The organism is Burkholderia sp. Bp8963 (assembly GCF_003854275.1).
GTDB lineage: Bacteria > Pseudomonadota > Gammaproteobacteria > Burkholderiales > Burkholderiaceae > Burkholderia.
The window spans coordinates 23,069-36,236 of sequence record NZ_QTQP01000008.1; the positions used below are offsets into that span (position 1 = coordinate 23,069).

Here is a 13,168-nt window from a genome sequence, read left to right on the forward strand (position 1 = left end):
TCCTATGAAACTCGATTCGATCCCGATCACCCTGACCCGCTGCGCGAAGACGTTCCGCGGCACCCGCGTGCTCGAGCCGCTCGACCTGACGATCGGCGCGGGCGAAACGCTCGTGCTGCTCGGCCCGTCGGGCTGCGGCAAGACGACCACGCTGCGCCTGATCGCGGGCCTCGACACGCCCGATGCCGGCGGCACGATCGCGTTCGGCGACGACGACGTCACGCTGCTGCCGATCGAACGCCGGCAGGTCGGCATGGTGTTCCAGAACTACGCGCTGTTCCCGAACCTGACGGTGCGCGGCAACGTCGGCTACGGGCTGAAGATCCGCAAGACCGAACCGCGCGTGCTGCGCGAGCGCGTCGACGACCTGCTCGCGATGATGCGGCTCGACGCGCACGCGGACAAACCGGTCGACCAGCTGTCCGGCGGCCAGCGCCAGCGCGTCGCGCTCGCGCGCGCACTGGCGGTGCGGCCGCGCGTGCTGCTGCTCGACGAGCCGCTGACCGCGCTCGACGCGAAGCTGCGCGACGCGCTGCGCTGCGAGATGAACGCGCTGTTGCGCGAACTGGGCGTGACGACCGTCTACGTGACGCACGACCAGGCCGAGGCGATGGAGCTCGGCGACCGCATCGTCGTGATGAGCGCGGGCCGCATCGAGCAGATCGGCACGCCGCGCGACATCTACTACCGGCCCGCGAACCGTGCGGTCGCGCAATTCATCGGCACGCTGAACCGGGTTGCGGGAGAATGGCGGGACGGGGCGCTCGTGACGACGGGCGGCAGGCTCGTCACGCCGCACGCCGCCGACGAATGGTTCTTCCGTCCCGAGGACGCGCAGCTCGCGGACCCAACGCACGCGCCGCTGCGCGGCGCGGTCGGCGCATGCGCATTCCTCGGCGAACGCACCCGGCTCACGATCGAGCACGCGGCGCCCGACGCGCTCGTGATCGACGTGCCGGGCCGCGTCGAACTCGCACGCGGCACGGCCGTCGGCATCACGGTCGCGCCCGAAGGGCTGATCGCGCTCGCTGCGTGACGCACGCCCCACGATAACCATTCGATCCGAGGAATGACGATGCTGCTTGCACACATCAGCGATCTCCACATCAAGCGGCCGGGCCAGCTCGCGTACCGGCGCGTCGACACGGCCGCCGCGCTCGCGCGCTGCATCGCGCGGCTGAACGCGCTCGAGCCGCGCCCCGACGCGGTGCTCGTCACCGGCGACCTGACCGATTTCGGCCACGACGACGAATACCGCCATCTGCGCAACCTGCTCGCGCCGCTCGAGATTCCGTACTACCTGATGGTCGGCAATCACGACGATCGCGCGGCGTTGCGCCGCGTGTTCGCCGACCGGCCCGAATGGCAGGACGGCGAGTTCGTGCAGTACGCGCTCGACGTGGGCGCGGTGCGCGTGATCGCGCTCGATTCGCAGGTGCCGGGCACGAGCGCCGGCGACCTGTGCGACGCGCGCCTCGGATGGCTCGCGGCGCAGCTCGACGCCGCACGCGAGCGGCCCGTGATCGTCGCGCTGCATCACCCGCCGTTCGCGTCGGGGATCGGCCACATGGATGCGCTGCGGCTCGCGCCCGAGGCCACCGCGAAGCTCGATGCGCTGCTGCGCGGCCATCCGAACGTCGAGCGCGTGCTGTGCGGCCACGTGCACCGGACGATGTTCGCGCGCTTCGGCGGCACGATCGCGTCGGCCGTACCGGCGCCCGCGCACCAGGTCGCGTTCGACCTGCGCGACGGCGGGCCGTCGGCGTTCCGGCTCGAGCCGCCCGCGTTCGCCGTGCATCGCCATACGCCGGATGCGGGCCTGGTCACGCATCACGTGTACGTCGACGAAGGCGACGGGCCGTATCCGTTCTACGAACCGACGGGCGAGCTCGTCGACTGATCGGGCAGATCGTTGCGTGCCGCATGCGTCCGCATCGCCGCGCGCCCGGCAGGATTCACGACGCTCCGGTATGATCGGCACCCTCGATCGATGCCTGGCGGGCGCGGCCGTCCGCGACCGCTCCCGCGCACGCGTCGCCCCCTCGACTGCCCGGTACCGCCATGTCCGCCGCTGCCACCGACCAACCGACCCACGACGCCGCGTCGCCCCACTACTCGCGCAGCCTGCTGTTGCTGCTCGCGACGATCGCGGGCGTGTCGGTCGCGAACATCTACTACAACCAGCCGCTGCTCGACAGCTTCCGCGAGGCGTTTCCGGACCGCGCGGCGTGGATCGGCGCCGTGCCGACCGCAACGCAGCTCGGCTATGCGGCCGGCATGTTCCTGCTTGCGCCGCTCGGCGACCGCTTCGACCGCCGCCTGCTGATCCTGCTGCAGCTTGCCGGCCTGTCGGTCGCGCTGATCACGGCAGCTGCCGCGCCGTCGCTCGCCGTGCTCGCGGCCGCGAGCCTCGCGATCGGCGTGCTCGCGACGATCGCGCAGCAGGCCGTGCCGTTCGCCGCCGAAATCGCGCCGCCCGCCGCGCGCGGGCAGGCGGTCGGCACCGTGATGAGCGGGCTGTTGCTCGGCATCCTGCTCGCGCGCACGGCGGCCGGCTTCGTTGCCGAGTATTTCGGCTGGCGCGCGGTGTTCGGCGCGTCGGTTGCCGCGCTCGTCGCGCTCGCCGCGGTGATCGTGCTGCGGCTGCCGAAGAGCTCGCCGACGTCGACGCTGCCGTACGGCAAGCTGCTCGGTTCGATGTGGCATCTCGCGATGGAATTGCGCGGGCTGCGCGAAGCGTCGCTGACGGGCGCCGCGCTGTTCGCCGCGTTCAGCGCGTTCTGGCCCGTGCTGACGCTGCTGCTCGCCGGCGCGCCGTTCCATCTCGGGCCGAAGGCGGCGGGCCTGTTCGGCATCGTCGGCGCGGCCGGCGCGCTCGCGGCGCCGTATGCGGGCCGCTTCGCCGACAAGCGCGGGCCGCGCACGATCATCTCGTTCGCGATCGCGCTGCTCGCGCTGTCGTTCGTGATCTTCGCGCTGTCCGGCACGAGCATCGTCGGGCTCGTGATCGGCGTGATCGTGCTCGATGTCGGCGTGCAGGCCGCGCAGATCTCGAACCAGTCGCGCATCTATGCGCTGAAGCCCGAGGCGCGCAGCCGCGTGAACACGGTGTACATGGCGTGCTATTTCATCGGCGGCGCGCTCGGCTCGTCCGTCGGTGTCGCCGCGTGGCGCACGTTCGGCTGGATCGGGATGTGCGCGACGGGCCTGCTGTTCTCCGCGCTCGCGGGCTGGTGCCACTATCGCGGCGGCAAGCGCGGCGGCTGAACGCGTGCCGCGCGTGCCGCCGTCATGCGTCGGCGGCCGGGCGCACGGATGCCGACGTGGCGGTCGCTGCGGGCGGCCGGACGTGGGTTGGCGTGGAGGTCGGTTCGGACGCTGACATCGGCGTCGTTGCCATCGTCGGCACGGATGTCGTGGCAGACGTCGGCTTTGGAGCCGACATGGATGGCGCTGCGGTCGCCGGCGCGGACGCCGACACCGACGTCGAAGCACGCGCTGCAGCCGCTTGCGACACACCCCGGCGCGCGGGGTCGAACACGAACGACAGCCCGACGCTGCCTAGAATCGCGAGCGTCGCGACCACCGTCGCCATCGTCACGGGTTCGCCGAGCATCAGCGCGCCGAGCGCGACCGCGACGATCGGGTTCACATACATGCAGCTGCTCGAGATGATCGGGCTCGTGTGGCGGATCAGGTAGCCGTACGCGACGTACGCGGCCATCGTGCAGAACACCATCAGGTACACGAACGCGAACACCGGCGTCACCGCGAGATGCTCGATGCGCTCGCCGAGCAACCACGCGACGAGCGTCGACATCAGGCCGCCGAGGCCGATCTGCAGCGACGTCGACAGGAACAGGTCCGACGGCAGCTTGAGCCGCGTCGACAGATGCGCGCCGCCCGCCCAGAACAGCGCGCCGGCCAGCACGGAGATCGTGCCGAGCGCCGAATTCGTCTCGGCCGCACCGCCCGAATTCAGCACGACGATGCCGACCATTCCGAGCGCGACGGCCGCCCACTCGCCCTTCGTCACGGGCCGCCCCGCGACCGCGGCGATCACGGTCGCGAACAGCGGCACGGTGGCGACCATCACCGCGGCCGAGCCGCTGCTGACGGTCCGCATCCCGAGCGCGATCGTGCCGGACGACAGCGCGACGAGCATCGTGCCGATGATCGCCGCATTACGGACTTCGACGAGCGTCGGCCATTCCGGCTTGCGCCGCAGCGCGAAGATGAACAGGCCGATCCCGCCGAGCAGGTTGCGCAGCCCCGACAGCAGCAGCGGCGGAAACGACTGCAGCGCGAAGTGCAGGCCGCTGTAGGTCGAACCCCAGACGAAATAGATGAACACGAGCGCCAGCGCGACGCGTCCGCCGCGGCTTTGCGGCAGCCGGATCGGATGGCGGGCGAAGAAATCGAGGAGCCGGTCGAGCGGGGTCATCGTTCAGCCTGCCCGCACGGCGTGTCGCGTGCCCCGTTGAAGAACGCCGGAACAACCGGCAAACGGCCCGGACGGGGCCAGGACGGCGGGGGCAAACGTGCGGAACGACATGACAGTGCGAACGGCGACGAAGTAAACCGGCTGGGCCGGCGGCAGACGGACATGAAAATGTGCGCAACCGCTGCGGCTGCGCACGTTCGGCATTATGGCACCACGGATTCGAAAGGATCTTCAGACCTTGCTGAAAGGTGAGCGACTGACGTTTCGACGCGACAGTTTCGGTGCGGCCGGCGAGGTGTGGCCGGCGAGGTGCGGCCGGCGAGGTGCGGCCGGCGAGGTGCGGCCGGCGAGGTGCGGCGCAACCAATCGAAGCCCCCGAACATTTTTATCCGCGCGGTCCATTTCCCCCTCAAGGTCGCGTCCGCACCTGCCGTTTACCCTCCCATAACCCTGATCGCAATATGGTTTTGTCAGACGAAAAGATTCGTCGCGAGCGTTCCGGGAAAGCGGGTTTCTCGTTTCGATATGGATGACAGGGTATGGGCAAACTGACTGGCACAATCAGGTTCAAGATCACGCTCGCGTTCGGCGCGTGCGTGGTCGTGATGGTCGCGATCGGGCTGATGGGAATGCGCGGACTCTCGACGTTGAGTTCCGACATGAGTTCGATGTATACGGAAGGCGCCGTGCCGCTCGAAGATCTGGCAAGCGCTCAAACAGCGTCGCTGCAGATGCGCGTCGCGCTCGACGAGCTTGCCGCGCAAACCGATCGGACCGCCGCGAAGCGCACCGCTGATCACATCCGCGAGCTCGACAAGAAGCTCGCCGCCGCGTGGAACGATTACTACCCGTCGCGCGTGACCGCCGACGACGAGCGCAGGATCGCGGACCGGATCGCGGGCCGCATCGGCGAATTCCGGGCGCTGATCGGCACCGCGCTCGCATCGGCGGATACGGGCGCCGTCGACGCAGCCGGCGCGACGCTCGACAAGATCCGCCCCGTCGGCGAAGCACTCGCCAGCGGCATCGGCGAAGACATCGAGAACAACGCGAACCAGATCAAGGACGCCGCCACGCAAGGCAACGACACGTTCCGCCGGCTGCTGTGGGCGTCGATCGGTGTGCTCGCCGTCGGCGTGGCCGCCGCGACCGGCGCCTGGCGCTACCTGCTGCGCGCGATCACGCAGCCGCTCGACGCCGCGATGAACGCAGCCCGGCGCATTGCGGACGGCCAGCTCGAAACCGGGCTCGACATCCGCTCGAACGACGAATTCGGGCACCTGCTGATGGCACTGCGCCAGATGGACACGCAGCTCGCCGACATCGTGCGCGGCATCAAGGCGTCGAGCGAATCGATCCTCGTCGCGTCGGCCCAGATCGCGGCCGGCAACATGGACCTGTCGTCGCGCACCGAGGAACAGGCCGCGTCGCTCGAAGAGACGGCGGCGAGCATGGAAGAGCTGACCGCGACGGTCAAACAGAACTCGGACAATGCGCGCCAGGCGACGACGCTCGCGACGAGTGCATCGCAGGTCGCGGACAACGGCAGCGAAGTGGTCGAGCGGATGCTCGCGACGATGGCTGAGATCAGCGCAAGCTCGACGAAGATCGCCGACATCACCGGGCTGATCGAGAGCATCGCATTCCAGACCAACATCCTCGCACTGAACGCGGCCGTCGAGGCCGCGCGCGCGGGCGAACAGGGGCGCGGCTTCGCCGTCGTAGCCGGCGAGGTGCGCAGCCTCGCGCAGCGCGCGTCGAGCGCCGCGAAGGAAATCAAGGACCTGATCCAGCGCTCGGTGGCGACCGTGCACGAAGGCTCGACGCAGGCGGAGGCGGTCGGCCGCACGATGGGCGACGTCCGGCAGGCGATCCGCCGCGTCGCGGACATCAACGCCGAGATTTCGGCGGCGTCCGACGAGCAGAGCCGCGGCATCGAGCAGGTGAACACGGCGGTCAGCCAGATGGACGAAGTGACGCAGCAGAACGCGGCGCTCGTCGAAGAGGCGTCCGCGGCCGCGCAATCGCTCGAGCAGCAGGCCGCGGAACAGAAACGCGCCGTCTCCGTGTTCAAGCTTTCCGGCGACACCGGCACGGCTGCGCCGGCGGCCCCTGCCGTGCGCAAGGCGGCGCCGCGGCCCGCCGCACGCCGCGTCCCGGCCCGGCCGACGCCCTCGCTTGCACCCTCGCCCGCTCCAGCGCCGGCGCTTGCGGCGACAGGCGCCTCCGGCTCGACCGACTGGGAGACGTTCTGACGTGCAGCGGGCAGGACGGTGCCGCCCTGCCCGCCGCGTCGCGATACGACGGCGACACCGCGGCGGCGCCTACGAACCGCCGAGACCGGGAGTCATCCTGACGCGCGGCGGGCACTGAGCAGCGCCGCCTACGACCCACCGAACCAGTTGTACCCCTGGTCGACCCAATACCCGCCCGGAAACGTATTGGTCACGAAGATTTCCATGATGTGCTTCGGGTTCTTGTAGCCGAGCTTGGTCGGCATCCGCAGTTTCATCGGGAAGCCGAATTCCGCCGGCAGCCGCTGCCCGTCGTATTCGAAGGTGAGGAGCGTCTGCGGGTGCAGCGCGGTCGGCATGTCGATGCTTTCGTAGTAGTCGTCCGCACATTTGAAGCCGACGTATTTGGCGCTCGTGTCCGCGCCGACGCGCTGCAGGAACGCGCCGAACGGCGTGCCGCCCCAGCGGCCGATCGCGCTCCATCCTTCGACGCAGATATGCCGCGTGATCTGCTCCGCGTGCGGTAGCGCGTACAGCTCGTCGAGCGTCCACACGCGCTTGCCGGTCACGAGGCCTGACAGCGCGAGCCGGAAAGTCGACGCATCGACGTGCGGCACCTCGTCGATCCCGTAAAACGCGTTGAACGGAAACGGCCGCGTCAGGTCGGCCTCGGTGTAGGTCGGCGCGAGACGCTGCGGGCCGAACAGCCAGCCCTGCACGCGGTCGTTCATCCGCGACACTTTCTCGAGAAACGCGTTGACCGACGCGTCGTCCTGCAGCGTGCAGCCCGTCAGCATCGCGAGGCCGCCAAGCGTCAGGATGCGCCGGTTGAACAGCCGCCGCGACGGCATCGCGAGCTCGCGCCGCACGTCGAGCGCCAGCGACTGCCGGTCGAGCGTCCAGCGCGGACGCGCGCGCGCGTCTTCGGGTTTGGACATGATGATCTCCTTCGGCCCGCAGGCTAGTGTCCGCGCAGCATCGCGAGCAGCGAGCGCGGCACCAGCAGCGCCATCGCGACGTGCACGACGAAGAACGCGACGAGCACCGACATCGCCCAGAAATGCACGACGCGTGCGTTGTCGTAGCCGCCGAGCAGCATGCGCAGCAGCGGAAACTGCACCGATTTCCAGATCACGAGGCCGGACAGCACCAGCACGATCAGATCGACGATCGCCGTCAGGTAGGCGATGCGCTGTACCGCGTTGTAGACGCTCAGGTCTTCGTGCGCGAGCTTGCCGCGCAGCGCCGCGGCCAGATCGCGCAGCACCGCCACCGGTGTGACCGGAAAGAACTTGCGCGCGATGCGGCCGGTCGCGATCGCCATCGTCAGGTAAAAGAGTCCGTTGCCGGCCAACAGCCACATCGCCGCGAAATGCCATTGCAGCGCGCCGCCGAGCCAGCCGCCCAGCGTGATGCCGTGTGGAAACATGAACGGCGGATAAATCGGCGACGCATCGTAGATGCGCCAGCCGGACAGCACCATCACGATCGCCGCGAGCGCGTTGAGCCAGTGGCTCACGCGCACCCACAGTGGATGGATCGCTCGCACGGGCGGCTTCACGGCCGCGTGGTCGGAGACGGGAACGGCGGGCATCACGCACCTCCTCGAATGTGTCTGCATGCGCTAACCACACGACGGCAGGCCGAGCGCCTGCACGACGTCGCCCGTCACCGTGTCCTCGACGAACGCGGCCGCGCCCGTCCGCGCGGCGCGCGCACGAACAATACGTTCAGTACGACATCTTGTTCGACTTGTCGTCGTTCGTCGGCTTGCCCATCGAGTCGTGCGACATCGCGCCCTTTTTCTTCATCTCGTGTTTGGCCATGCCGCCCTTCTTCATGCCGTTGTCCTTGGACATCTCATCGTGCCCCATCGCGTCCTTCGACATCGACGGCTGGTCCTTCGACATCGGTGCCTGGTCCTTCGACATCGACGGCTGGTCTTTCGACATCGCGTCGTTCTGCGCGTATGCACCCGTGGCGGCAAACGCGAAACCGGCGAGGCAAGCGGCGATCAACAGGTTCTTTTTCATGACATCACTCCTTCGTGGGTGGGATTTAGGAGTCGAATAGTCGGGCGAGGCGACGCGACATGACAGCCGCCTCACAAAACATTTTAGTTTTCGCGGCGCACGATCGCGTGGCGCATTCGGCGCTCGCCGCCGCGCCTCTCATCTGCCCCCGGTTGAAACCGCCGCGAACCCGGTGTATCGTGTGCGCTTGCTAACGCGGGGGTCCTGCAATGAGCCCGGTCAACAAACCGGCAATTGCGGGTGAGAAATACCCTTTGAACCTGATCTGGATAATGCCAGCGCAGGGAAGCGTACGGGCTTCGCCGCCATCCCTCTGACGAAACCCGCCGCCTCACGAATCTCGTCTCCTGCTTAGCTAGCGCCCCACATCAGGAGAAGGAGATCGCATGAACGCCAATCCGAAGTTTCTGTCCGCCGACGCTCACGTCGACGCTGCTGCCGTCGCGCCGCTGCCGAATTCGCGCAAGGTCTACGTGACGGGCTCGCAGCCCGACATCCGCGTGCCGATGCGCGAGATCACGCAGGCCGACACGCCGACCGGCTTCGGCGGCGAAAAGAATCCGCCAATCTACGTGTACGACACGTCGGGCCCGTACACGGATCCGGACGCGAAGATCGACATCCGCGCGGGCCTGCCGGCGCTGCGCCAGCGCTGGATCGAAGCACGCGGCGACACCGAGACGCTCGCCGGGCTCACGAGCCAGTATGGCCTCGAACGCGCGGCCGACCCGGCCACCGCCGACCTGCGCTTCCCGGGCCTGCACCGCAATCCGCGCCGTGCGCAGGCCGGCAAGAACGTCTCGCAGATGCACTACGCGCGCCAGGGCATCATCACGCCGGAAATGGAGTACATCGCGATCCGCGAGAACCAGCGCCGCGCCGAGTATCTGGAAAGCCTGAAGGCGAGCGGCCCGAACGGCGCGAAGCTCGCCGCGATGATGGGCCGCCAGCATCCGGGTCAGGCGTTCGGCGCCGCGGCGTTCGGCCCGAACGCGCTGACCGAGATCACGCCGGAATTCGTGCGCTCGGAAGTGGCATGCGGCCGCGCGATCATCCCCGCGAACATCAACCACCCGGAATCCGAGCCGATGATCATCGGCCGCAACTTCCTCGTGAAGATCAACGCGAACATCGGCAACTCGGCCGTCACGTCGTCGATCGGCGAGGAAGTCGACAAGATGACGTGGGCGATCCGCTGGGGCGGCGACACGGTGATGGACCTGTCGACCGGCAAGCACATCCATGAAACGCGCGAGTGGATCATCCGCAACAGCCCGGTGCCGATCGGCACGGTGCCGATCTACCAGGCGCTGGAAAAGGTCAACGGCAAGGCCGAGGACCTGACCTGGGAAATCTTCCGCGACACGCTGATCGAACAGGCCGAGCAAGGTGTCGACTACTTCACGATCCACGCAGGCGTGCGCCTGCAGTACGTGCCGCTCACCGCGAACCGGATGACGGGCATCGTGTCGCGCGGCGGCTCGATCATGGCGAAGTGGTGCCTCGCGCATCACAAGGAAAGCTTCCTGTACGAGCACTTCGAAGAGATCTGCGAAATCATGAAGGCGTACGACGTGAGCTTCTCGCTCGGCGACGGCCTGCGCCCCGGCTCGATCTACGACGCGAACGACGAAGCGCAGCTCGGCGAGCTGAAGACGCTCGGCGAGCTCACGCAGATCGCTTGGAAGCATGACGTGCAGGTGATGATCGAAGGTCCGGGCCACGTGCCGATGCAGCTGATCAAGGAGAACATGGATCTGCAGCTCGACTGGTGCAAGGAAGCGCCGTTCTACACGCTCGGGCCGCTGACGACCGACATCGCGCCGGGCTACGACCACATCACGTCGGGCATCGGCGCCGCGATGATCGGCTGGTTCGGCACCGCGATGCTGTGCTACGTGACGCCGAAGGAGCACCTCGGCCTGCCGAACAAGGACGACGTGAAGGAAGGGATCATCACGTACAAGCTCGCCGCGCACGCCGCCGACCTCGCGAAGGGCCACCCGGGCGCGCAGGTGCGCGACAACGCACTGTCGAAGGCGCGCTTCGAGTTCCGCTGGGAAGATCAGTTCAACCTCGGCCTCGATCCGGACAAGGCGCGCGAATTCCACGACGAAACGCTGCCGAAGGATTCGGCGAAGGTCGCGCACTTCTGCTCGATGTGCGGCCCGCACTTCTGCTCGATGAAGATCACGCAGGACGTGCGCGAGTTTGCGGCGCAGCAAGGCGTGTCCGAAACGGAAGCGCTGAAGAAAGGGATGGAAGTGAAGGCTGTCGAGTTCGTCAAGACTGGCGCCGAGATCTATCACCGGCAATAAGCGTCCGATCAAGCGTCGGATCAAGCGCCCGATCGCTCCGCGATGCACGAAGCCCGCTTTCGAGCGGGCTTTTTTGCGCATGCCGCATGCCCGCCGGGTTGCCAGGAAACAATTGATTACGAACGTCGATCACTTTAACAAGTCCTTACAGCAACCGGCCGATGCGGCGCGTAACTTGGGTTTGTGCGCGGGACCGATCCGACGCGCGACTTTTACGACTTCAAGGACAACGATCATGATTTCGATTCGACGTATTGGAGCAAGCGCATTGATCGTCGCAACGATGGCGAGCCTGTCGGCTTGCGACTCGATGACCACGCGTCAGCGCGATACGGCAATCGGCGCGGGCGTCGGCGGCATCGCCGGTGCGGCGATCGGTGGCAATACGCTGTCGACCCTCGGCGGCGCGGCCGTCGGCGGCATCATCGGCAACCAGGTCGGCAAGAAGCATTGACGGCCGGCCCCCGTCCGGGGGCGGCCTGACACGATCGGACGGCGCTCTCCGCTTCGCGTGAGCGCCGTTTCCGCAGTGGTTTCCGAAGCGGTACGCGAAATGATCCGTTACCGTTTTGCACGTCGTATCACGGCCGTGCGGCGTAAGCTTAAGAATCGGCTCACTGCCCTCCTTGCCGGGGACGCATCATGAACAGAACGCTCGTCGCGGCAGCCGTTGCATGCGCGACGCTTGCCGGCTGCTATTACCCGTACGGCTACTATCCTTCCGACTATTACGCGGCGGCGCCGGTCCAGCCCGCGCCGGTGTATGTCGCACCCGCGCCGGCCTACTATCCGGCATATCCGGCCTATCCGGCGCCCGGTTACTACGCGCCGGCCTGGGGCGGCTGGTGGGGGCCGTCGCTGTCACTCAATTTCGGCTTCGGCGGCCGCGGCGGCCGGCATCACCACTGACCGCGTGCGCCGCCGGTCGCCGGCGGGCGCCGGCGGGCGCACGGCTCTGCCGTTTCTTGTCGTTTCATCCGATCGTGAAACGTCGGCCGGGTAGCGCGGTGTAAGATTCGTCGCACCCCCTCCCCGCCTTCCGGCCCGCGATCGATGTCACCGAAAAACGCCTCCCTGCTGACCGTGCTTGCCGCCCTGTGGGGCGCGTCGTTCCTGTTCATCCGGATCGGCGTGGCCGAGTTCGGCGTCGCGCCGCTGATGGCGCTGCGCGTCGGCATCGGCGCGCTGTTCCTGACCGGTCTCGCGCTCACCCGTTTCAAGCCCGCCGATCTCGGCACGCAACTGCGCCGTCATGCATGGCCGCTGTTCGTCGTCGGCGTGCTCAATTCCGGCGCGCCGTTCTGCCTGTTCGCGTTCGCCGAACTGACGCTGTCGGCCGGCGTGACGTCGGTGATCAACGCGACGACGCCGCTCTGGGGTGCGCTCGTCGCATACCTGTGGCTGAAGGACAAGCTGTCGCTGCCGCGCGCGCTTGGCCTCGTGATCGGCTTCGCGGGCGTACTGACGCTCGTCTGGAATCAGATCGCGAGCGCACACGGCGATACCGGCGCCGGCGCAACCGCGCTCGCCGCCGCCGCGGCGCTCGGCGCGACGCTGCTGTACGGCATCGCGGCCAACTACACGAAGCGCAAGCTGACCGGCGTCGACCCGCTCGTCAACGCGACCGGCAGCATGATCGGGTCGACCGTGCTGCTGCTGCCGTTCGCGATCGCGACGTGGCCCGCGGCGCCGGTCAGCGCGCACGCCTGGGGCGCCGTGCTCGGGCTCGGCATCGCATGCACGGGTATCGCTTATTTCATCTTCTTCTACCTGATCGCCCACGTCGGGCCCGCACGCGCGATCACCGTGACGTTCGTGATTCCGGTGTTCGGCCTGTTGTGGGGCGCGCTGTTCCTGAGCGAGCGCGTATCGGCCGTGATGCTCGAAGGCTGCACGATCGTGCTCGTCGGCACCGCGCTCGCGACCGGCGTGATCAAGCGGCTGCCGGGCATGCGGCCGCGCGGCGGCGAGACGGCCTGACGAAGAAGTTCGTCAGTGTGGAGTTACCCTGATACGCGATCCGCGCGGATCTCGCTACACTCGGATTAATTATCCGCAGGAGCCGGTCAAGATGGGCCACGTACTTCCGCGCCTGCCTGCGCGTGCGATCGCTGCGGCGACGCACTGTGAAGCCGCGTC

At 67.9% G+C, this 13,168-nt stretch carries 12 protein-coding genes and 1 riboswitch; of the genes, 8 read left to right on the forward strand and 4 right to left on the reverse strand.

What is annotated here, in order from left to right; translation table 11 throughout:
• Nucleotides 1-4 precede the first annotated feature (4 nt).
• The 3 genes from DID96_RS08765 to DID96_RS08775 all read left to right on the forward strand — a co-directional run bounded on the left by DID96_RS08765 (nucleotide 5) and on the right by DID96_RS08775 (nucleotide 3,267).
• Nucleotides 5-1,036: an ABC transporter ATP-binding protein gene (locus tag DID96_RS08765; RefSeq protein WP_124598967.1), complete on the forward strand. Its 1,032-nt coding sequence runs from the start codon at nucleotides 5-7 to the stop codon at nucleotides 1,034-1,036.
• Between the two features lie 39 nt (nucleotides 1,037-1,075).
• The gene (locus tag DID96_RS08770) at nucleotides 1,076-1,900 is read left to right on the forward strand and encodes a phosphodiesterase (RefSeq protein ID WP_124598968.1); all 825 of its coding nucleotides are present in this window, start codon (nucleotides 1,076-1,078) and stop codon (nucleotides 1,898-1,900) included.
• 161 nt (nucleotides 1,901-2,061) lie between these two features.
• Nucleotides 2,062-3,267, forward strand: a complete 1,206-nt coding sequence (locus DID96_RS08775; RefSeq protein ID WP_124598969.1) for an MFS transporter — start codon at nucleotides 2,062-2,064, stop codon at nucleotides 3,265-3,267.
• A 22-nt stretch (nucleotides 3,268-3,289) separates the two neighbouring features.
• On the opposite strand, the gene DID96_RS08780 is transcribed toward DID96_RS08775, so the two are convergent.
• The gene (locus DID96_RS08780; protein WP_124598970.1) at nucleotides 3,290-4,444 is read right to left on the reverse strand and encodes an EamA family transporter; all 1,155 of its coding nucleotides are present in this window, start codon (nucleotides 4,442-4,444) and stop codon (nucleotides 3,290-3,292) included.
• 539 nt (nucleotides 4,445-4,983) lie between these two features.
• Here DID96_RS08780 and DID96_RS08785 point away from each other — a divergent pair.
• Nucleotides 4,984-6,699, forward strand: coding sequence for a methyl-accepting chemotaxis protein (locus tag DID96_RS08785; RefSeq protein WP_124598971.1), 1,716 nt, complete (start codon nucleotides 4,984-4,986; stop codon nucleotides 6,697-6,699).
• Nucleotides 6,700-6,827: 128 nt separating this feature from the next.
• Here the strand turns inward: DID96_RS08785 and DID96_RS08790 are convergent, their stop codons facing one another.
• The 3 genes from DID96_RS08790 to DID96_RS08800 form a co-directional block, all read right to left on the reverse strand.
• Nucleotides 6,828-7,616 (reverse strand): molybdopterin-dependent oxidoreductase, encoded by a 789-nt coding sequence (locus DID96_RS08790; protein WP_124598972.1) that lies wholly within the window; start codon nucleotides 7,614-7,616, stop codon nucleotides 6,828-6,830.
• A gap of 23 nt (nucleotides 7,617-7,639) precedes the next feature.
• The gene (locus DID96_RS08795) at nucleotides 7,640-8,272 is read right to left on the reverse strand and encodes a cytochrome b/b6 domain-containing protein (RefSeq protein WP_124598973.1); all 633 of its coding nucleotides are present in this window, start codon (nucleotides 8,270-8,272) and stop codon (nucleotides 7,640-7,642) included.
• A gap of 136 nt (nucleotides 8,273-8,408) precedes the next feature.
• On the reverse strand, nucleotides 8,409-8,711 hold the full coding sequence (locus tag DID96_RS08800) for a pentapeptide MXKDX repeat protein (RefSeq protein WP_124598974.1): 303 nt from the start codon (nucleotides 8,709-8,711) through the stop codon (nucleotides 8,409-8,411).
• 187 nt (nucleotides 8,712-8,898) lie between these two features.
• Nucleotides 8,899-9,016, forward strand: a riboswitch (TPP riboswitch).
• 81 nt (nucleotides 9,017-9,097) lie between these two features.
• Here DID96_RS08800 and thiC point away from each other — a divergent pair.
• The 4 genes from thiC to DID96_RS08820 all read left to right on the forward strand — a co-directional run bounded on the left by thiC (nucleotide 9,098) and on the right by DID96_RS08820 (nucleotide 13,009).
• Nucleotides 9,098-11,029 (forward strand): phosphomethylpyrimidine synthase ThiC, encoded by a 1,932-nt coding sequence (gene thiC / locus DID96_RS08805; RefSeq protein ID WP_124598975.1) that lies wholly within the window; start codon nucleotides 9,098-9,100, stop codon nucleotides 11,027-11,029.
• A gap of 235 nt (nucleotides 11,030-11,264) precedes the next feature.
• Complete coding sequence (locus DID96_RS08810; RefSeq protein WP_124599115.1) at nucleotides 11,265-11,483, forward strand: glycine zipper 2TM domain-containing protein; 219 nt, start codon at nucleotides 11,265-11,267, stop codon at nucleotides 11,481-11,483.
• Between the two features lie 188 nt (nucleotides 11,484-11,671).
• Nucleotides 11,672-11,938, forward strand: coding sequence for a hypothetical protein (locus DID96_RS08815; RefSeq protein WP_124598976.1), 267 nt, complete (start codon nucleotides 11,672-11,674; stop codon nucleotides 11,936-11,938).
• A 144-nt stretch (nucleotides 11,939-12,082) separates the two neighbouring features.
• A complete protein-coding gene (locus DID96_RS08820; RefSeq protein ID WP_124598977.1) occupies nucleotides 12,083-13,009 on the forward strand; it encodes a DMT family transporter in 927 nt (308 codons plus the stop codon).
• Nucleotides 13,010-13,168 lie beyond the last annotated feature (159 nt).

Coding starts and splice junctions, on each gene's coding strand:
- DID96_RS08770 (WP_124598968.1), top strand. CDS start 1,076: ATGCTGCTTGCACACATCAGCGATCTCCACATCAAGCGGCCGGGCCAG.
- DID96_RS08780 (WP_124598970.1), bottom strand. CDS start 4,444: ATGACCCCGCTCGACCGGCTCCTCGATTTCTTCGCCCGCCATCCGATC.
- DID96_RS08775 (WP_124598969.1), top strand. CDS start 2,062: ATGTCCGCCGCTGCCACCGACCAACCGACCCACGACGCCGCGTCGCCC.
- DID96_RS08765 (WP_124598967.1), top strand. CDS start 5: ATGAAACTCGATTCGATCCCGATCACCCTGACCCGCTGCGCGAAGACG.
- DID96_RS08815 (WP_124598976.1), top strand. CDS start 11,672: ATGAACAGAACGCTCGTCGCGGCAGCCGTTGCATGCGCGACGCTTGCC.
- DID96_RS08795 (WP_124598973.1), bottom strand. CDS start 8,272: ATGCCCGCCGTTCCCGTCTCCGACCACGCGGCCGTGAAGCCGCCCGTG.
- DID96_RS08820 (WP_124598977.1), top strand. CDS start 12,083: ATGTCACCGAAAAACGCCTCCCTGCTGACCGTGCTTGCCGCCCTGTGG.
- DID96_RS08810 (WP_124599115.1), top strand. CDS start 11,265: ATGATTTCGATTCGACGTATTGGAGCAAGCGCATTGATCGTCGCAACG.
- DID96_RS08785 (WP_124598971.1), top strand. CDS start 4,984: ATGGGCAAACTGACTGGCACAATCAGGTTCAAGATCACGCTCGCGTTC.
- DID96_RS08800 (WP_124598974.1), bottom strand. CDS start 8,711: ATGAAAAAGAACCTGTTGATCGCCGCTTGCCTCGCCGGTTTCGCGTTT.
- thiC (WP_124598975.1), top strand. CDS start 9,098: ATGAACGCCAATCCGAAGTTTCTGTCCGCCGACGCTCACGTCGACGCT.
- DID96_RS08790 (WP_124598972.1), bottom strand. CDS start 7,616: ATGTCCAAACCCGAAGACGCGCGCGCGCGTCCGCGCTGGACGCTCGAC.